This is a genomic window from Brevundimonas sp. (assembly GCF_035626535.1).
Lineage (GTDB): Bacteria > Pseudomonadota > Alphaproteobacteria > Caulobacterales > Caulobacteraceae > Brevundimonas.
Genome location: NZ_DASPNO010000046.1, coordinates 1 through 18,215 on the forward strand (window position 1 = coordinate 1; position 18,215 = coordinate 18,215).

The following is an 18,215-nucleotide window of genomic DNA, read 5'->3' on the forward strand; positions in this document are numbered from 1 at the left end:
GCTTCACCGGCGTGCCGGCCACCAAGGCCGACAACGTCACCACCGGCCGGATCTATCTCGACATCATCACCAAGGAGCGGCGCGGCGACTATCTCGGCGCGACGATCCAGGTGATTCCCCATGTCACAAACGCCATCAAGGACTTCGTGCTCACCGGCAACGAAGGCTTTGACTTCGTCCTGGTCGAGATCGGCGGCACGGTCGGCGACATCGAGGGCCTGCCGTTCTTCGAGGCCATCCGCCAGCTCGGCCAGGACCTGCCGCGCGGCCAGAGCTGCTTCGTCCACCTGACCCTGCTGCCCTTCATCAAGACCGCCGGCGAGATGAAGACCAAGCCGACCCAGCACTCGGTCAAGGAGCTGCGCTCGATCGGCATCCAGCCCGACATCCTGCTGTGCCGCTGCGAATATCCGATCCCGCCCGAGGAGAAGCGCAAGATCGGCCTGTTCTGCAACGTGCGCGAAAGCGGCGTCATCCAGGCCATGGACTCGGCCGACATCTACGCGGTGCCGCTGGACTATCACCGCGAGGGCCTCGACGCCGAGGTGCTGGCCCATTTCGGCATCGCCGATGCGCCCGCGCCCGACCTGTCGCGCTGGCAGGAGATCGCCCGCCGCCGCCTGCACCCCGACGGGGAGGTCACTGTGGCCGTGGTCGGCAAGTACACGGTGCTCAAGGACGCCTACAAATCCCTCATCGAGGCGCTGCACCACGGCGGCGTGGCCAACAACGTCAAGGTCAACATCGACTGGGTCGAGGCCGAGACCTTCGAGGGCGACCGCGAGGCTTGCGAGGCCCGTCTGCAGGGCGCCCACGCGGTGCTGGTCCCCGGCGGCTTTGGCGAGCGCGGGGCCGAGGGCAAGATCGAGGCAGCCCGCTTCGCCCGCGAGCGCAAAATCCCCTATTTCGGCATCTGCTTCGGCATGCAGATGGCGGTCATCGAGGCGGCGCGGAACCTGGCCGGCTTCCCGAAGGCCTCCTCGACCGAGTTCGGCCCGACCACCGAGCCCGTCGTCGGCCTGATGACCGAATGGACCCAGGGCAACCAGCGCATCCTGCGCCAGCAGGGCGGCGACATGGGCGGCACCATGCGTCTCGGCGCCTATGACTCGACGCTGAAGCCGGGTTCGAAGATCGCACAGATGTACGGCTCGTCGACGATCAGCGAACGGCACCGCCACCGCTACGAGGTCAATATCAACTACCGCGAGGCCATCGAGCAGAAGGCGGGCCTGACCTTCGCCGGCCTGTCGCCGGACGGCGTCCTGCCCGAAACCGTGGAGCGCGAGGACCATCCGTGGTTCATCGGCGTGCAGTATCACCCCGAATTGAAGAGCCGCCCCTTCGCCCCGCATCCCCTGTTCGCTGGCTTCATCGAGGCCGCCGTGGTGCAGAGCCGGCTGGTCTGAGCGCCCGCAAACGGGGCTTTCCACGAGCGGCGGGCCCTCCACCCGGGTTGTGCCATGGTGTTAAGGGTGTTGAATGACGGTCCTGGGAGGATCGCCATGCCTGTATTCACAGGAACGAACAGCTCGGAAACCCTGACGGGGACGAGCGGCGACGACGACTTCTACCCCTTGGGCGGGACCGACACGATCAACGGTCTCGAGGGGAACGACCGCCTTTTCTGGGTCCGAACCCCGAGCGACTCCTTTGCCGGCGACACTTTTTACGGGGACGCCGGCTACGACGCGGTGCATGCCGATTTCGGTGACCTCACCGGAACCCTGTCGGTCGGCCTCAACGCCAGCCAGTTCTACGCCTATCGACCGGCATCGGGGGGGTCGGACCTGGTCTATTTCACAGCCTGGGCCACCGAGCGTGCGGACTTCGTCCTCAGCTCCAATTCGCAGCTCTCCGCCTTCGTGATTCATGCCTTCCAGGCGCCGGTGATTTTCGACGTCCTCCTTGATGCGAGAACCAATCTGAACGGGATCACCGCCCGCATCAGTGGACCGGGCGTCACGAGTTTCACCGTCCTCGGCACCAATTTCGCCGACATGCTCATCGGCGGGGCGGTCGCCGGCAACGATCACCTGTACGGATTGGACGGCGCGGATTCGCTCGTCGGCGGAGGGGAGCTGGTCGGAGGCGCAGGCGACGACATCTATTACGCCACGCCCACTTCGACCATCGTCGAGCTTGAGGGCGAGGGGACCGACGCCGTCTACACCATCTACCAGGACTTCACCTTGGCCGCGAACGTCGAGAACCTGTTCCACGGCGGGCGTGAAAGCTATTTCTACGGCGGGCCGACGATCAATTACAGCGCCACCGCCATCGGCCGGGGCAACGACGGGAACAACCGCATCGAGGGTTTCGGCCGCGCCTACGGCATGGGCGGAGACGATGTGCTGGTCGGCGGCGTCGGCGCCGACATCCTCGTCGGCGGCGCGGGCGACGACAGCCTGCAGGGCGGCGGCGGGCTCGACGCGGCGGACTATTCGACGGCCGCATCCGGCGTCTTCGTCACCCTCGATGAAGCCCAGCCGGTGGCCACCAACGACGGCGATGGCGGCGTCGACACCCTCAACGGCATCGAAAACCTGACCGGCTCCGCGTTCAACGACGTCCTGATCGGCGACGGCGCGGTCAACATCCTGACCGGCGGCGCCGGGGCGGACTATCTGATCGCGCTCGGCGGCGACGACGTGCTGATCGGCGGGGCCGGCGCGGCGAACCAGATGCAGGGCGGCCAGGGCGACGACCGCTACGTCGTGTCGGTCGCCGGCGACACTGTGCTGGAGTTCGCCGGCGAGGGCATGGACACCGTCGAGACGGCGCTGGCGGCCCTGACCCTGCGCGATCACGTCGAGGTGCTGCGCTACACCGGCGCCGGCGCCTTCACCGGCACAGGCGGCGCCCAGGACAATCTGATCGTCGGCGGCTCGGGCAATGACGTTCTGATCGGCATGGGCGGCGACGACCGGCTCGAGGGCGGCGAGGGGGCCGACACCTTCCGGGGCGGACTGGCCAACGATCAGTTCATCGGCGGCGGCGGGCTCGACTCCGTGGACTATTCGGCGGCCGGCGCCAGGGTCGTGGTCTCGATCGCCAACAGCCGAACGAGCGATGACGGCGACGGCGGCGTCGACGTTTTCGAAGGCATCGAGAACGCCAACGGCTCGGCCTTCAACGACGTGCTGCTCGGCAACGCCGGGGCCAATGTACTGAGCGGCGGGATCGGGGCCGACACCCTGGCCGGACTGGCCGGAAACGACGTCCTGATCGGCGGAAACGGAGCCGCCAACCAGATGCAGGGCGACCTTGGCGACGACCGCTATGTGATGACCGCGAACGACACCCTGGTCGAATTCGCCGGAGAGGGGACCGACACCGTCGAAACGACGCTGGCGGCCTACACCCTGCGCAACCACTTCGAGAACCTGACCTACACCGGCGCGGGCGCCTTCACCGGGACCGGCAACACCCAGAACAACGTCCTCGCCGGCGCCGCCGGCGCCGATACCTTCAGGGGCCTGCAGGGCGACGACACCATCCGTGGGAACGGCGGCGTCGATACGGTCGTGATGTCCGGCGTCCGGGCCGACTACACCATCCAGGCCGGCGCCGACTTCATCACCATCGGCGACAGCGTGGTCGGCCGCGATGGTATCGACACCCTCTACGGTGTCGAGCGAATCCGCTTCAGCGACGGCGAGATCTACGACCTGACCCCGTCCGCCGCCCCCGCCATACCGGAGTCTCTTCTGGAGGCGCCGCGAGCTCCGGCCGGACCGATCGACGACATCTTCCTGACGCTTCCGGATTCCCGCGCCGGCTGGCACGACTAGGGTGGCCATAGCGATCGATTGAACGTCGACGTTCACGGGTGCCCAAATGACGACCTCGGGTCGACCGACGGATGAAGCGTCGGCGCCTGGGGGCATGGAGACGGGCATGACGTTCTGGGTTGGAACCGACGGGGCCGACACGTTCAACGGCTCCAATAGCGATGACGTGATCCGGGGAGCGCGCGGCGACGACACCCTGAACGGGCTCGGCGGGAACGACACCTTCATCTACCGCACGAACGAGGCGGTCAGCGACAGCGACGGCAACGACATTATCGATGGCGCCTGGGGATCGACCTGCTCCGGGTCGAGGGCGCCCGGAACCGCATCTATCGCGATCTGGACCTCGACCTGACGATCGACATCGCCACCTTCTCCCTGATGGCGGGAGCGGGCGGAACCGTGGTTTTCGCCATGGAGCAGGTCGTCACCTAGGGCGCGTCGACCAGCACCGTCAGATCGACGGTCCGCCAACGGCGTCGAGACCTTCAGCTTCCTGGGCCGCACGGGCTCGATAGACCCGGGCCCCTTTTACCAGAACAACGGCCGGATCAACACCACCTACAGCGGCGTCGATCACCTGACGATCGGGGATCTGAGCGGCACGGACCTGACAGGCCTCGTCGAATTCGACGGGGGCGTGGGCAACGACTGGCTGGACGCCACAGCCGCGATCAACGCTATCGACGCCTACGGAGGCGAGGGCGCTGACCAGCTCTGGACGGGCTCCGGCGCCGATCAGCTGGATGGCGGCGTCGGCAACGACATTCTGTCCGCCGGCGATGGCGACGACGTCCTTATCCTGCGAGGCGGAGGCTCGACGGATACGTCCTACGGCTCTGACGTCCTGAACGGCGGATCGGGTGCGGAGCGGCTGGACGTCTTCAGCTCGCTGACCGCTACGCTGATGCGAGATGGCGTCTTCCACGGCGGCCTGGGCGACGACCGTTATGTCGTAACGGCCGCCGACACGCTCGTCGAGAATGCGGGTGAGGGGACCGACACGGTCGAGACCACGCTGGCGGCCCACCTCCTGCGCAGCCAGCTCGAGAACCTGACCTACACCGGAACCGGAGCCTTTACCGGGACCGGCAATTCGGTCACCAACGTCCTGACCGGGGCGGGCGGGGCCGACACCTTCACCGGCGGTCAGGGCGACGACACGGTCCACGGGAACGGCGGCGTCGACACGGTCGTGATGTCCGGTCTCCGCTCCGACTACGCCGTTGGCTCGGCCGGCGATCATTTCACCATCCAGGACAGCGTGGCCGGCCGCGACGGCCTCGACAGCCTGTACGGCGTCGAGCGCATCCGCTTCAGCGATGGCGAGATCCTCGATCTGACGGCGACGTCCGCGCCCGCCGCCATCCCGGTCGCCCTGCTGGAGGTCCCCGACGCTCCGCCCAGGCCGATCGAGGAGGTCTTCCTGACCGTCCCCGATCCCGGAGCCGCCTGGACCGACTTCTAGCGGGGGCCGGGGGGTTCGAGACCCTCGAACAGGCGCCGTTCTCGGCATCGCACGCAGACCTGCGTGCCCGGCCGGCTACGGCTGTCGACGAACAGATGGCCTTTCCAGGCGCAGCGTAGAGCCTCGAACATTCGCAGGCCTCCGTTCCCCTTCGGGACAATCATACGCCTGACATCGTGACGTGGCCACGACGCGCGGAGACGGCGCTCGACTCCCGGTTTGCGATCGGCGCTAGGCCGCCGGGGTCGGCCCGCCTTCAGGCCCGATCAGCAGGCCGTCGACTGGCTGCATGACGCCGTTGCTCGCCAGCCGCTCCTCGCCGGTCAGACGGCCCCGCGCGCCACCTTCCGAGGCCACCACGATGGCTTCCCCGTCGCGCGAGAAGGTCAGCAGGGTATTGGCCATGGTCCGCATCTGCACGCTGCCGTCGGCGTCCCGCTCCAGTGCCGCGGCGATGTCCCGTCGCGTCAGCGCGCCCGGAACGATATGCGCCCGCAGCAGGGCCGCGCTCTCGGCCCGCCGGCTCTCGTCGGTCACGTCCGTCGGGGCCCCGCCGGCGGCGAAGGCCGCGTCGGCCGGCGCGAACAGGGTGTAGGGCCCGACGCCGTCCAGCACGTTCTTGAGCCCGGCGTTGGTCGCGGCGCGGCCCAGCGTGCCGAATCCGTCCTCGGCCTGCAGCGTCGCCGCCAGGGTGCGGGACGAGGGCTCGACCTGTTCCGCGGCGTCTCCGACGGCCTTGTCATTGTCGCCGCCGCAGGCCGCGAGCAGGACGACGGCGAAGGGCGTCAGCGCCCGGCGCATGAGGGTTCGCATATCCGTATCTCCCCGTGGATCAAGTGAGCAGCTGGATGGCCGCCTGGACCAGCTGGGTGGTGGGATCGACCCGGTAGACGTAGCCGTCGTTGTAGCGGTACCAGCTGTCGGCCGTGTCCATGTAGCGGTCGCGATAGGCGTAGGGCACGTTGTAGACGTCGTAGCCCGCCGGCATCGGCTGCCCGACCGTGATCGGCTGGCCGGTCAGCAGCGCGACGACCTGGGTGATCGCCTGCGTCCTCGGATCGACGCCGTACAGCGCCCCGTTGGCATAGCGGTAATCATACGGGTCGTTCAGCCGGAAATAGTCGGTGTAGTAGGGCGCCACCGGCTGATAGGCGTACTGCTGCGGCCACACCGCGCCCGGGACCAGCGCTCCGCCCAGCGCCGGCAGCCAGCCCGTCACCGAGCCGCTCCGGTCCAGCCGGTAGAGATAGCCGTCGTCATAGCGCCAGTCGAAGTCGGGGTCGCGGTCCCACAGCCAGTCGTAGCGGGCGCGGGCGATCTTGCGCTCCTGCCCCGGCGGCAGGCAGCCGTTGTTGCGCTTGGCCAGTCCCGGCGGGCAGCCTGCGATCAGGCCCCGGTCCGGCTCGGCGCGGAACACGACCACCGTCCGGTCATCCAGATCAAGGACCCGGGGCGCGCGCTCCACGCGCCGGTCGTCCCGGTCGTCGTCACTGCCCCGGCCGCGACCCTGGCCTTCGCCGCGGCCTTGTCCGCGAGAGTCACGGACGCGCGCCATCTCGCGCACGTCGGAACGATCCGGCCGGTCGCGGTCCGCACGCTCCTGACCGCGTCCGGGACCTTCGTCGCCGCCCCGGCGGCGGTCGCCGCGGTCCTGCCTGTGGTCGGCGCCGTGGCCGCCGCCCCTGTCCTGGGCGCTATCGCGGCCGTTGCCGTTGCCCTTGCCGTTGTTCTGCGCCTCGGCCGCCAGCGGGAGGCTGAGCGCCAGGGCTAGGGCGGCGGCGGTCGGAATGATCTTGTTCATGGGAGGAACCTCTCGTCGAGGTCCCGAAACGTCCGGGAGCCGACGGTGTTCCTGTTTTCGGCGGCGCCCGGCGGGAAGCGCTGGCGGACAGGGTGGGATTCGAACCCACGGTAGGCTTGCACCTACGGCGGTTTTCAAGACCGCTGCCTTAAACCACTCGGCCACCTGTCCGTGCCCATCGAGCGGACCCGCCGCATACCGCCAAACCTGCCGTTAACCAAAGCGGAAATCTTGTTCGCCATCCTTTGCTCCATCGAGGGCGGGGCCATGGCTGCGAAATTTCTCAAGGGTGTTCTGGCCGCCGGCCTGCTGTCGCTGCTGGCCGCCTGCGTGAGCGGAGCCCGGCCGGATGCAGGAGGCTCCCGCGGTGCGGTTCCCGTCGTCACCGACCCGGCGCCGATCATCTCGGGCACGATGCGCCCGTACCAGATCCGCGGCCGCTGGTATCAGCCGGAAGAACAGCCAGGCTACGACGAGACCGGCATGGCCTCCTGGTACGGCGACCAGTTCCACGGCCGCCCCACCGCCACCGGCGAGCGCTTCGACATGAACGCCCTGACCGCTGCCCACAAGACCCTGCCGTTGCCTGGCCTCGTGGAGGTGACCAACCTCGCCAACGGCCGCCGCGTCGTCGTCCGCGTCAACGACCGCGGCCCCTTCGTCGACGGCCGCATCATCGACCTGTCGCGCGGCGCCGCCGACGCGCTGGATCTGCGACGGGCCGGAGTGGGCGAGGTGAGGGTCCGCTATCTCGGGCGCGCGCCGCGTCTGGGCGGCGGTCAGGTCCTCCAGCATGCCGGGGCGCAACCGGCGCCCAACCGCGCCCCCGTTCCCTATACCCAGGTCGCCTTGACCCCGCCGCCGCCGGCAGCCGCGCCCGAAGCGGCGGAGGGATCATCGCCTGAAGCCCCGGACCGTCCGGGGGTCTGGGTCCAGGCGGGGACATGGTCCGACGCCCGTGAGGCCCGCCGCGCCGCCGATCATCTGGGCGGCGGCGCCACGGTCGATGTGGCGGGTCCGGGCCGCTACCGGGTGCTGGTCGGGCCATGGCCGGACGCCGGGGCGGCCGAGCGTTCCCGTCGCGCCGTGATGTCGCGGGGTTATCCCGAAGCCACGACGATTTCGGGCGTCTAGACCCTTGCGAACCGGGCCGGGGCCGCCATTGTGCCCCCGTGACCCAAGGCAGATTCATCACATTCGAGGGCGGCGAGGGGACCGGCAAATCGACCCAGGTCGCCCGGCTGGCCGAACGGTTGCGCGCCCGGGATATGGAGGTTCTTCAGACCCGTGAGCCCGGCGGCTCCGACGGCGCCGAGGACATCCGCAACATCGCCCTGAACGGCGACCCCGGTCGCTGGTCGGCACTGACCGAAACCCTGCTGATGTTCGCCGCCCGCTCGGATCATCTGGAGCGCACCATTCGCCCCGCCCTTGAGGCCGGCCGCTGGGTCGTCTGCGACCGCTTCGCCGATTCCAGCCGCGCCTATCAGGGCGCGGGCGGCGGCACGCCTGCCGCGTTCATCGAGACGCTGGACGCCGCCATCGTCGGCGACACCCAGCCCGATCTGACGCTGGTCTTCGACCTGCCCGTCGAGGTCGGACTGGAGCGGGCCTTCGGCCGCGGCCTGTTCGAGACCCGCTTCGAATCCAAGGGGCTGGAGTTCCACGAACGGCTTCGGCGCGGCTTCCGCGACATCGCCGCCGCCCACCCGGAACGCTGCGTGATGGTGGACGCCGAGGGCGACCCCGAAACCGTCGAGGCCCGGGTCTGGGCCGCCGTCGAGGCCCGGCTGCTGTGAGCGAGCATCCGCGCGACCGCTTCGATCTCGTCCCCGACGCCGCGGCGGAAGCGGCCTTTCTCGACGCCTTCGACAGGGGCAGGTTGCATCACGCCTGGCTGCTGTGCGGGGTCGAGGGGTCGGGCAAGGCGAGCTTCGCCTACCGGGCCGCCCGCCGCCTGCTCGGGGCCGCGCCCGATCCCTCGCGCGGCCTGCTCGGAACTCGGCCGGACGATCCGGTGGCGCGGCTGATCACGGCCCAGTCCCACCCCGACCTGCTGATCCTCGAGCGGGCCGTCGAGGGCGGCAAGACGAAGAAATCCATCTCGGTCGATCAGGCCCGCGACCTGCCGGAGTTCTTCTCCAAGAGCCCTTCGCAGGCGAAGTACCGCGTCGCCATCATCGACGCCGCAGACGACCTGAACCTCAATGCCGCCAACGCTTTGCTGAAGGTTCTTGAGGAGCCGCCGGAGCGAGGCGTGCTGTTCCTCGTGACACACGCGCCGGGCCGTCTGCTGGCCACCATCCGCTCGCGATGCCGCCGGCTGGCCTTCCCGGTCTGGCCGCCGCACGCGCTGGAGGAGCTGGTGCGCAACCGCACCGGCGTGCCCTCGGCCGAGGCCGCCCGCATCGCCGGCATGGCCGCCGGTTCGCCCGGTCAGGCGCTGGCGCTGGCGTCCGGCGCCACGCTCGAGGCCGACCAGCTGGCCCAGGCATGGGTCGCCGCCCCGGTGGTCGACCGGGCCGAGGTCATGGCCGTGGCCGACAAATTCCGCGGCGCGGACGGGCAGGAGCGCTTCGAAACCCTGATAGACCGGCTGGCCGCCGCCGTGAAGGTCCGCGCGCTGGAGGAGGGGGCCTCCGGCGCCCGCTGGGCCGAGCTGTGGGAGCGGCTGTCGGACCTGCCGGACCGCACCGCCGCCATCAACCTGGACCGCGCCGACGTCCTCGCGGGGGCGCTGGCCGACCTGCAGCGGACCAAGGCCCGCGCCTGATGCTGATCGACAGCCACGTCAACCTGCACGCCCCCCAGTTCGACGAGGACCGCGACGCCGTCATCGCCCGCGCCCGCGAAGCCGGCGTCGGCTTGATGGTCGAGATTTCCGACAAGCTGTCGACCTTCGAGGCGACCCACGCCCTGGCCATGGCCCACGCGGACATCTGGGCCACCGTCGGCGTTCATCCGCACGAGGCAAAGGACTACGCCGACCTGACCGCGGACCGGCTGGTCGAGCTGGCCGGTCGTCCGCGCGTCATCGGCATCGGCGAATGCGGCCTCGATTTCCACTACGACCTCAGCCCGCGCGACGTTCAGGCGGCGGTGTTCCGACAGCACATCGAGGCGGCGCGCCGCACCGGCCTGCCGCTGGTCGTCCACACCCGCGAGGCTGACGCCGTCATGGCCGACATCCTGACCGAAGAGCAGGCGAGGGGGCCGTTCCGTTTTCTGATGCACTGCTACACCAGCGGACCGGAACTGGCGGAAAACGTTGCGAAACTGGGTGCTTGGTTCTCGGTCTCCGGCATCGCCACCTTCAAGGCCGCCGTCGAGGTGCGCGACATCATCGCCGCCATGCCCGCCGACCGCATCATCATCGAGACCGACTGCCCCTACCTCGCCCCCGTCCCGCATCGCGGCCGCCGCAATGAGCCGGCCTGGGTGACCCACGTGCTCGACAAGCTCGCGGAAATCCGGGGCTGGTCGCGCGACGAGGCCGAGGCCCGCACGACCGACGCCTTCTTCGCCCTGTTCGACCGCATTCCCCGGCTGGAGGGCGCATGAGCGAGCTGGAGATCGTCATCCTTGGCTGCGGTTCATCCGGCGGCGTGCCCCGCGGCGACGGGGACTGGGGCGACTGCGACCCGGCCGAGCCGAGGAACTACCGCACCCGCTGTTCGCTGCTGGTCCGCCGCCATGGACCCGACGGCGTCACCAGCGTCCTGATCGACACCTCGCCCGACCTGCGCGCCCAGATGCTGGCGGCGCAGGTGAAGCACGTCGACGCCGTCCTCTACACCCACGACCACGCCGACCAGACCCACGGCGTCGACGACCTGCGCGTCTTCGCCACGCGCGCCCGCCGCCGCATCCTCGCCTTCATGGACGCCCCGACCCACGCCGCCATGCGCGAGCGCTTCCGCTACATCTTCGAGAGTATGGAGGGTTACCCCGCCATCCTCGACGCCCGCGGCCTGCCGCCGCACGGCCAAGCCTGGTTCATCGACGGCCCCGGCGGCCCTGTTCCCGTTGTCACCTTCGACCAGGCTCACGGCCCGATCCGATCGGTCGGCTACAGGCTGGGGTCTGTTGCGTATTCCAGCGACGTCTCCGACCTCGACGACGCGGCCCTCGCGGCCGTCCGCGGTTGCGACCTGTGGATCGTCGACGCCCTGCGCTGGACCCCCCACCCGACCCATGCCCACGTCGAACGCACCCTGGACTGGATCGCCCGCGCCGGCGTCAGGAAGGCGGTGCTCACCAACCTGCACATCGATCTGGACTACAACGCCCTGTCGGCGGCTGTTCCGCCGAATGTCGAGGTGGCGTTCGACGGCTGGACGGCGCGGTTAGCGCTGTAGGAGCCGCGCCGCCTGTGGTGCGAAATACGTCAGCACCCCCGCGCAGCCCGCCCGCTTGAAGGCGTGCAAACTCTCGAGGATGGCGCGCTCCTCGTCCAGCCAGCCGTTGGCCATGGCCGCCCGCATCATCGAATACTCGCCCGATACCTGGTAGGCGAAGGTCGGCAGGCGGAAGGTCTCCACCACCCGTCGGGCGATATCGAGGTACAGCATCCCGGGCTTGACCATCACCGCGTCCGCGCCCTCCGAGATATCCATCGCCACCTCGCGAAGCGCCTCATCGGAGTTGGCGTAGCTCATCTGGTATGTTTGCTTGTCGCCCGTCAGCGCCTTCGCCGAGCCCACCGCGTCCCGGTACGGCCCGTAGAAGGCCGAGGCGTATTTGGCAGCGTAGGACAGGATCATCACGTCGGAGAAGCCGTTCGCTTCCAGCGCCTCGCGGATGGCCTGCACCCGTCCGTCCATCATGTCCGAAGGGCCGACGATATCCGCCCCGGCATGGGCGTGGATGAAGGCCTGCTCGGCCAGCCGCTCCAGCGTCGCGTCGTTGACGATCCGGCCGTTCTCCAGCACCCCGTCGTGGCCGTGGTCGGTGTAGCAGTCCAGCGCCACGTCGGTCATGACGCCGATCTCCGGCGCCGCGTCCTTGATCGCCTTGACGCACTCCGGGATCAGCCCGTCCGGATCGGTCGCGCCCGTGCCGACGCCGTCCTTGATCGCGCCGTCGACATTGGGGAACAGCGCCACGGCCGGAATGCCCAGATCCCGCGCCTCGACAGCGGCCTGCGCCGCCGCCTTCGGGCTCAGCCGGAACACGCCGGGCATCGAGGCCACCGCCACCCGCTCGTCGGCGCCGTCGTGCACGATCAGCGGCCAGACCAGGTCCGCTGGCGTCAGCGCCGTCTCGGCGACGAGCCGGCGCACCCACGGCGCGCTGCGCAGCCGGCGGGGACGGGCGTAGGGAAAGGCGGCGGGCGCGAACGGCTGGGTCATGGCGGCGCTTATAGACGAAGCTCCGCGGCCGGGGGGAGGGTTCAGTTTGTCGCCGGTTCGGATAGAAGCGCTTCAACGACTCAGGAACCGCCCCATGGACTTCGCCCTCACCGACGACCAGCGCGCCATCCAGGACGCCGCCCGCGCCTTCGCCGACGCCGAGCTGGCCCCGCACAGCGCCGAATGGGACGAGACCAAACACTTCCCCGTCGATGTGATGAAACACGCCGCCGCGATGGGCTTCTGCGGCATCTACACCGGCGAGGAGCACGGCGGCATGGCGCTGGGCCGGGTCGAGGCCGCGGTCATCTTCGAGGAACTGTCGCGCGGCGACGTCTCCACCGCCGCCTTCATCTCGATCCACAACATGGCGACGTGGATGATCGACAGATTCGGCTCCGACGATCTGCGCGCCCGCTATGTGCCGCGCCTCGTCTCGATGGAGCTGATCGCCAGCTACTGCCTGACCGAGCCAGGCTCGGGCTCCGACGCTGCCGGCCTGCGCGCCACGGCCCGGCTCGACGGCGACCACTATGTCCTGAACGGCTCGAAAGCGTTCATCTCGGGGGCCGGAACCTCGCACGTCTACGTCGTCATGGCCCGGACCGGCGCCGACGGGCCCAAGGGCATCTCCACCTTCGTCGTGGAAAAGGACACGCCGGGTCTTTCGTTCGGCGCCCAGGAGAAGAAGATGGGCTGGAACTCCCAGCCCACGGCCATCGTGGCCTTCGACGACTGCCGCATCCCCGCCGCCAACCTGCTCGGCAAGGAGGGCGACGGCTTCCGCTACGCCATGATGGGTCTCGACGGCGGCCGCCTGAACATCGCCGCCTGCTCGCTCGGCGGCGCCCGCCTCGCGCTGGAGACGACGCAGGAGTACGTCACGACCCGCAAGCAGTTCGGCAAGCCGATCGCCGACTTCCAGAATACGCAGTTCAAGCTGGCCGACATGGCCACCCAGCTGGAGGCCGCCCGCCTGCTTGTCCTGCGCGGCGCCTGGGCCTTGGACACGCGCCACCCTGACGCGACCAAATGGTGCGCCATGGCCAAGCGCTTGGCCACCGACGCCTGCTTCCAGATCGCCGACGAGGCCCTGCAGCTGCACGGCGGCTACGGCTATCTCAAGGACTACCCGCTGGAGCGCATCGTCCGCGACCTTCGCGTCCATCGCATCCTCGAGGGCACCAACGAGATCATGCGGGTGATCACGGCGCGGGAGATGATGCGGCAGTGAGCGACCTCGTCTGCGACCGGCAGTTCGGCGTCGAGGTCGACGGGGTCGAGCGCCGCGTCGTCGTCGAATGGATGAGGCCCGTCCGTGATCGCGGCGACTGGCGCTGCGACTGGGTCATCCACTGGTTCGACCGCCCCGAGGCGCGCGGCTTTTCCATGGGCGTGGACTCGACCCAGGCCCTGTTGCTGGCCATGGGCATGGCCGGCGTCCGGATCGAGCATGACGCTCCGACCGCCCGCTGGTTGGACGGCGACAGCGGTCTCGGCCTTCCACCCATTCCCGCCGGACCGGCGCCCGGTGACGCCGCCGGCTGACTGTGCCAACCTCCGGCCCGGGAGGAGCGTCACCATGAAATCGTCAGCCTTCGCCGCCGCCGTCGCCCTGCTGGCCTCGCCTGCAATCGCCCAGGACGCCTCGAACTACGTCGGCGTTGACGAGATCATCGTCACCGGCTCGCGGGCCATCGAATGGGATCCCGACGACGTCCCCGTGATCCAGCTGGAGCGCCGGGCCGACAACCTGATCGTGGCGATCCGCGTTGTGAACGACACCCGTGATGCGCCTGGCCGCCGCAACGAGATCACCCAGACGCTGCGCGCCATGGCCCGCGCCGCTGCCGGGCGCCCCGACATCGACCTCAGCATCGAGGACGACGGCACGCTGGTTCCGCTCACCGAGGACATGGTCTCGACCCTGACGCTGGGCATGGACCCCGGCCGCAGCGACACCAGCGTCGCCAGCCTGGTGGTCAAGACGCCGATCCGCGAGGGCGACACCCTCGACGCCGCCTCGGAGCGGATCGAGGACTTCGTCGACGGCGTCGCGCCGGTCGGCCGCTCGCTCGCCGACATCAGCGGCGACTGGCAGCTGTCCGTGGTCAATCCGGCCCAGTACCGGGCGCCCATTCTCGCCGCCATCTCCGCCGACGCCCGCACCACGGCGGCGACCTTCGGCGAGGGCTACGCGGTCCAGGTCGAGGGTATGTCGAACCGGGTCACCTGGCGGCAGTCGGGTCCACTCGAACTCGCCCTGTTCATTCCCTACCAGATGACCGTGGTCCCCAGCCCCTGAGACGTCGGTGATGACCAGCCTGCTTTTCGCCCTCTTTCTGGCCGTCCAGACCCCGCCGCAGACGCCCCGGCCGAGGGGCCGCGCCACTGGAGCGACGATCAGGTGCGCTGGCGCAGCATCCCGATCCCCACGGTTCCCTCGGGCGAGCAGGGCGTCGTCCAAGCCCAGGTCACCTGCACCGTGGCTGGCCGCGGCCGCGTGCGCGGGTGCCGGATCGACCGCCAGTCGCCCGCCTACACCCGCTTCGGCCGCAACATCCTGAACGGCATGTCGAGGGCCGAGCTTCACCCGATCGGCGGCCTGCGACCGGGCGACACCTTCACCGTCACCCTGTGGGCCTGCTCGGACCCGACGGCGGCCTGCGAGCGCCTCGCCTGGCCCGAAGGCTGACGTCCGGGCTGGACCGTTTCCCGGCGGCCCCTTAGACGGACGCCCATGAGCGAATCCGAAGTCCTCGCCCGCGTCCAGTCCGGCGTCGGCCGCCTGACCCTGAACCGCCCCAAGGCGCTGCACGCCCTGGACCGCGCCATGTGCGAGGCGATGATCGAGGCGCTGCTCGCCTGGCGCGACGACGACTCGGTCAAGTCCATACTGATCGACCACGCCGGCGAGCGCGGCTTCTGCGCCGGCGGCGACGTCCGTATGATCGCCGAAAGCGGGGCAGGCGACGCCTCGGAAGCGCGCGCCTTCTTCGATATCGAATACAAGCTCAACCACCTGCTGTTCGACTATCCCAAGCCGGTGACCGCGCTCGTCGACGGCATCGTCATGGGCGGCGGCGTCGGCATCAGCGAGCCCGCCGACGTCCGCATCGCCACCGAGCGCACCACCTACGCCATGCCCGAGACCGGAATCGGCCTGTTCCCCGACGTCGGCGGCGGCTGGTTCCTGCCGCGGCTGCCCGGCCAGACCGGCGTCTGGCTGGCCCTGACCGGCGCCCGTCTCAAGGCCGCCGACACCGTCTTCCTCGGCATCCACAGCCACTACCTGCCGTCCGACGCCCTGGAGGCCTTCCGGGCCGTCCTCGCGGCCGACCCGGCCCACCCGATCGACGTGGCCGACGGGCTGGAGGCCGACGCCGGCGAACCCCCGATCGAACCCCATCTGCCGGTCATCGACCGCCTGTTCGCCTTCGACACGGTCGAGGAAATCTTCGCCGCCCTAGAGGCCGACGGCTCCGACTGGGCGCTGGCCCAGCTCGCCATCCTGAAAACCAAGTCGCCCCAGTCCCTCAAGATCACCCTGCGCCAGCTGCGCACCGGCGCGGGGCTTCAGTCCTTCGCCGACAACATGGCCATGGAATACCGCCTCGGCGGCCGCGTCGTCCGCACCCACGACTTCCAGGAGGGCGTCCGCGCCGTCATCGTCGACAAGGACAACGCCCCGAACTGGTCGCCCACCGACCTCTCCGCCGTGTCCGACGCGGAACTGGACCGCCTTTTCGCGCCCCTGCCCGCGGACGAGGAGTGGACGCCGCTTACCTGATCCTCCAATGCCGTCATCCTCGGGCTTGGCCCGAGGATCAGACCATACCGGTGGTCAAGCCCGAGGATGACGGGGAGGGGGACGACCGTCAGCGGTGACCTCACCGCAAACCTCTTGCATCCGCCCCCGTTCCGGAGCTTGGCTGTGGCCGCTGGTTCAGGAGACGATCATGCTCAAACCGTCGATGCTCGCCGTCATCGCCGTCCTCGCCGCCGTTACGACCCTGGCCGCCTGTGGCTCGGATCCCTACGCCGGCCGCGAGGACCGCATCGCCGACCGCACCTATGAGACCATGCGGCTGGCCGAGCTTCACAGCGCCGCCATCGCCGATCCGCTGCGTCCGGCCGACGAGGTCGCGCGAGATCAATTCCGCCACCCCGACCGCATGCTCGCTTTCGCCATGATCGGGCCCGGCGACAAGGTCGCGGACATCCGGCCCGGGGCCGGCTATTTCACCCGCCTGTTCGCCCGCACCGTCGGCGAAACCGGCAAGGTCTACGCCTTCGTGCCCAACCGCACCGCCGAGCGCGAGAACCCCCGCGCCGACGCGCTCGTCGCCGCCTATCCGAACGTGCTGCGGGTCAACGGCGACCTCAACACCATGAGCTTCCCGGAGCCGCTCGACGTCGTCTGGATGAGTCAGGAATACCACGACTTCCACATCCCGGCCTTCAACACCGATGTGGCGATCATGAACCGCGCCATCTTCAACGCCCTCAAGCCGGGCGGCTATTTCATCGTCATCGACCACTCCGGCCGCGCCGGCACGGGGCACACCGAGGTCCAGACCCTGCACCGCATCGAGGGCGCCTCGCTGCGCGCCGAGGTCGAGGCCGCTGGCTTCGTCTTCGACGGCGAATCGACCGCGCTGGTGAATCCGGCCGACGACCGCACGATCAACGTCTTCGACGAGGCCATCCGCGGCCGCACCGATCAGTTCGTCTATCGCTTCCGGAAACCGGGCTAAACTCTCGCAACGACAGGAGAAGAGGGATGCTTCGTTCCCTGCTTATCGCCGCCTCCGCGCTGGCCGCCGTCTCGGTCGCGGCCTTCGCCCCGGCCTCGCCGCCGCAGGAGCCGTCCTCCTACGCCTCGGCCCTGGCCGATCCGGTCCGCCCGGCCGAGGACCGCGCCCGTGACGAGGCTCGCCACACCGCCGAAACCCTCGCCTTCGCCCAGGTCCGGCCCGGCCAGAAGATCGCCGACATGATCATCGGCGGCGGCTATTTCACCCGCGTCTTCTCCGCCGCCGTGGGGCCCGAAGGCCGCGTCACCCGCCTGGCAGCCGGCCGAGTTCATCGGCTTCCAGGCCAGCTACGGCGAGAGCCTGACCGCGGTCGACGCCCTGCCCAATGTGGACGCCATCAGGTCGCCGATCGGCGCGCCTGAGTTCCCGTCCGGCCTCGATCTGGTCTTCACGGCCCAGAACTATCACGACCTGCACCTCGCGCCGTTCCCGGCCGACACCGCCTCGAAGGTCAACGCCGCTGTCCTTCGCGCCCTCAAGCCCGGTGGCCTCTACGTCATCGTCGACCACCACGCCCTCGCCGGATCGGACCTCGCGGCCGCCGACACCCTGCACCGCATCGACCTCGAGGCGGTCAAGCGCGAGGTGACCGCCGCCGGCTTTGTGCTCGAGGCCGAAAGCGACCTGCTCGCCGACCCCGCCGATCCCCGCACCGCCAGCGTCTTCGACCCCTCCATCCGCGGCAAGACCAGCCAGTTCATGCTGAGGTTCAGAAAGCCGCGCTGAACGGTTTCCTTCTCCCCTCCGGGGGAGAAGGAAACGCGATGCTGCGCTGCAAATCCGCCGTCTGTCCGCATACTTTCCGCGGCCAACCCGCTGTTTTCGAACGACATCACCTCCGGTCCAGCGTCACGAACGCGCCTGGGGAGAAACCCGGCCCATACTGGTCCCATCCCGTCGGACGGGGAGGGCGTCGGATCCACGTTCTCGATGGCGGCGGGCTGTGGTCGAGCGATGAAGCCCGGGCGATGGAGAGTCCGGGGG

20 protein-coding genes and 1 tRNA gene are annotated in these 18,215 nt (G+C 69.5%); 17 read left to right on the forward strand and 4 right to left on the reverse strand.

The features are described 5' to 3' along the window. The 4 genes from VEC04_RS06655 to VEC04_RS06670 form a co-directional block, all read left to right on the forward strand. A partial coding sequence (locus VEC04_RS06655; RefSeq protein WP_324775098.1) for a CTP synthase occupies positions 1-1,409 on the forward strand: 1,409 nt, incomplete at its 5' end. Between the two features lie 96 nt (positions 1,410-1,505). Further along, positions 1,506-3,794, forward strand: coding sequence for a calcium-binding protein (locus VEC04_RS06660; RefSeq protein ID WP_324775100.1), 2,289 nt, complete (start codon positions 1,506-1,508; stop codon positions 3,792-3,794). Between the two features lie 106 nt (positions 3,795-3,900). After that, complete coding sequence (locus tag VEC04_RS06665) at positions 3,901-4,149, forward strand: hypothetical protein (protein WP_324775102.1); 249 nt, start codon at positions 3,901-3,903, stop codon at positions 4,147-4,149. 285 nt (positions 4,150-4,434) lie between these two features. Continuing rightward, positions 4,435-5,262, forward strand: coding sequence for a hypothetical protein (locus VEC04_RS06670; protein ID WP_324775104.1), 828 nt, complete (start codon positions 4,435-4,437; stop codon positions 5,260-5,262). Between the two features lie 231 nt (positions 5,263-5,493). On the opposite strand, the gene VEC04_RS06675 is transcribed toward VEC04_RS06670, so the two are convergent. From VEC04_RS06675 to VEC04_RS06685, 3 genes are all read right to left on the reverse strand, one after another. Beyond that, a complete protein-coding gene (locus VEC04_RS06675) occupies positions 5,494-6,075 on the reverse strand; it encodes a fasciclin domain-containing protein (protein ID WP_324775106.1) in 582 nt (193 codons plus the stop codon). A gap of 19 nt (positions 6,076-6,094) precedes the next feature. Next, positions 6,095-7,063, reverse strand: a complete 969-nt coding sequence (locus VEC04_RS06680; RefSeq protein ID WP_324775108.1) for a hypothetical protein — start codon at positions 7,061-7,063, stop codon at positions 6,095-6,097. Positions 7,064-7,144: 81 nt separating this feature from the next. Further along, positions 7,145-7,234: transfer RNA gene (locus VEC04_RS06685), tRNA-Ser, on the reverse strand. 60 nt (positions 7,235-7,294) lie between these two features. On the opposite strand from VEC04_RS06685, the gene VEC04_RS06690 reads away from it, so the two are divergent. From VEC04_RS06690 to VEC04_RS06710, 5 genes are read left to right on the forward strand one after another with little or no spacing between them, the layout of a single operon-like run. Beyond that, positions 7,295-8,197 (forward strand): septal ring lytic transglycosylase RlpA family protein, encoded by a 903-nt coding sequence (locus VEC04_RS06690; protein WP_324775110.1) that lies wholly within the window; start codon positions 7,295-7,297, stop codon positions 8,195-8,197. Between the two features lie 38 nt (positions 8,198-8,235). Continuing rightward, complete coding sequence (gene tmk / locus VEC04_RS06695; RefSeq protein ID WP_324775112.1) at positions 8,236-8,862, forward strand: dTMP kinase; 627 nt, start codon at positions 8,236-8,238, stop codon at positions 8,860-8,862. Beyond that, positions 8,859-9,836 carry a DNA polymerase III subunit delta' gene (locus VEC04_RS06700; protein WP_324775113.1) on the forward strand — a complete coding sequence of 326 codons (978 nt, stop codon included), beginning with the start codon at positions 8,859-8,861 and terminating at the stop codon, positions 9,834-9,836. Before tmk ends, VEC04_RS06700 begins: the two co-directional genes overlap by 4 nt. Beyond that, positions 9,836-10,624: a TatD family hydrolase gene (locus VEC04_RS06705; protein WP_324775115.1), complete on the forward strand. Its 789-nt coding sequence runs from the start codon at positions 9,836-9,838 to the stop codon at positions 10,622-10,624. The genes VEC04_RS06700 and VEC04_RS06705 overlap by 1 nt, the downstream gene beginning before the upstream one ends. Next, positions 10,621-11,421 (forward strand): MBL fold metallo-hydrolase, encoded by an 801-nt coding sequence (locus VEC04_RS06710; protein ID WP_324775117.1) that lies wholly within the window; start codon positions 10,621-10,623, stop codon positions 11,419-11,421. The genes VEC04_RS06705 and VEC04_RS06710 overlap by 4 nt, the downstream gene beginning before the upstream one ends. On the opposite strand, the gene hemB is transcribed toward VEC04_RS06710, so the two are convergent. Next, positions 11,410-12,414, reverse strand: coding sequence for a porphobilinogen synthase (hemB, locus tag VEC04_RS06715; protein WP_324775119.1), 1,005 nt, complete (start codon positions 12,412-12,414; stop codon positions 11,410-11,412). The two genes, VEC04_RS06710 and hemB, sit on opposite strands and share 12 nt — an antisense overlap. Before the next feature lie 94 nt (positions 12,415-12,508). Between hemB and VEC04_RS06720 the strand changes: the two genes are divergently transcribed. From VEC04_RS06720 to VEC04_RS06755, 8 genes are all read left to right on the forward strand, one after another. After that, positions 12,509-13,648: an isobutyryl-CoA dehydrogenase gene (locus VEC04_RS06720; protein ID WP_324775121.1), complete on the forward strand. Its 1,140-nt coding sequence runs from the start codon at positions 12,509-12,511 to the stop codon at positions 13,646-13,648. Continuing rightward, positions 13,645-13,962: a DUF6968 family protein gene (locus tag VEC04_RS06725; protein WP_324775123.1), complete on the forward strand. Its 318-nt coding sequence runs from the start codon at positions 13,645-13,647 to the stop codon at positions 13,960-13,962. Before VEC04_RS06720 ends, VEC04_RS06725 begins: the two co-directional genes overlap by 4 nt. A 34-nt stretch (positions 13,963-13,996) precedes the next feature. Further along, entirely contained in the window at positions 13,997-14,719 is a 723-nt protein-coding gene (locus VEC04_RS06730; RefSeq protein WP_324775125.1) for a hypothetical protein, read from the forward strand. 102 nt (positions 14,720-14,821) lie between these two features. Next, the gene (locus VEC04_RS06735) at positions 14,822-15,109 is read left to right on the forward strand and encodes a hypothetical protein (RefSeq protein ID WP_324775127.1); all 288 of its coding nucleotides are present in this window, start codon (positions 14,822-14,824) and stop codon (positions 15,107-15,109) included. A gap of 45 nt (positions 15,110-15,154) precedes the next feature. Continuing rightward, positions 15,155-16,204 (forward strand): enoyl-CoA hydratase/isomerase family protein, encoded by a 1,050-nt coding sequence (locus VEC04_RS06740; RefSeq protein WP_324775129.1) that lies wholly within the window; start codon positions 15,155-15,157, stop codon positions 16,202-16,204. A gap of 169 nt (positions 16,205-16,373) precedes the next feature. Then, positions 16,374-17,171, forward strand: coding sequence for a hypothetical protein (locus VEC04_RS06745; protein WP_324775131.1), 798 nt, complete (start codon positions 16,374-16,376; stop codon positions 17,169-17,171). Between the two features lie 26 nt (positions 17,172-17,197). After that, positions 17,198-17,593 (forward strand): hypothetical protein, encoded by a 396-nt coding sequence (locus tag VEC04_RS06750; RefSeq protein ID WP_324775133.1) that lies wholly within the window; start codon positions 17,198-17,200, stop codon positions 17,591-17,593. After that, the gene (locus VEC04_RS06755) at positions 17,559-17,957 is read left to right on the forward strand and encodes a hypothetical protein (protein WP_324775134.1); all 399 of its coding nucleotides are present in this window, start codon (positions 17,559-17,561) and stop codon (positions 17,955-17,957) included. Before VEC04_RS06750 ends, VEC04_RS06755 begins: the two co-directional genes overlap by 35 nt. Positions 17,958-18,215: the final 258 nt, after the last annotated feature.

Bases quoted from the DNA above. Each gene is read 5' to 3' on its own strand.
- VEC04_RS06660 (WP_324775100.1), top strand. From the start codon at position 1,506: ATGCCTGTATTCACAGGAACGAACAGCTCGGAAACCCTGACGGGGACG.
- VEC04_RS06665 (WP_324775102.1), top strand. From the start codon at position 3,901: ATGACGTTCTGGGTTGGAACCGACGGGGCCGACACGTTCAACGGCTCC.
- VEC04_RS06675 (WP_324775106.1), bottom strand. From the start codon at position 6,075: ATGCGAACCCTCATGCGCCGGGCGCTGACGCCCTTCGCCGTCGTCCTG.
- VEC04_RS06680 (WP_324775108.1), bottom strand. From the start codon at position 7,063: ATGAACAAGATCATTCCGACCGCCGCCGCCCTAGCCCTGGCGCTCAGC.
- VEC04_RS06705 (WP_324775115.1), top strand. From the start codon at position 9,836: ATGCTGATCGACAGCCACGTCAACCTGCACGCCCCCCAGTTCGACGAG.
- VEC04_RS06710 (WP_324775117.1), top strand. From the start codon at position 10,621: ATGAGCGAGCTGGAGATCGTCATCCTTGGCTGCGGTTCATCCGGCGGC.
- hemB (WP_324775119.1), bottom strand. From the start codon at position 12,414: ATGACCCAGCCGTTCGCGCCCGCCGCCTTTCCCTACGCCCGTCCCCGC.
- VEC04_RS06720 (WP_324775121.1), top strand. From the start codon at position 12,509: ATGGACTTCGCCCTCACCGACGACCAGCGCGCCATCCAGGACGCCGCC.
- VEC04_RS06730 (WP_324775125.1), top strand. From the start codon at position 13,997: ATGAAATCGTCAGCCTTCGCCGCCGCCGTCGCCCTGCTGGCCTCGCCT.
- VEC04_RS06740 (WP_324775129.1), top strand. From the start codon at position 15,155: ATGAGCGAATCCGAAGTCCTCGCCCGCGTCCAGTCCGGCGTCGGCCGC.
- VEC04_RS06745 (WP_324775131.1), top strand. From the start codon at position 16,374: ATGCTCAAACCGTCGATGCTCGCCGTCATCGCCGTCCTCGCCGCCGTT.
- VEC04_RS06750 (WP_324775133.1), top strand. From the start codon at position 17,198: ATGCTTCGTTCCCTGCTTATCGCCGCCTCCGCGCTGGCCGCCGTCTCG.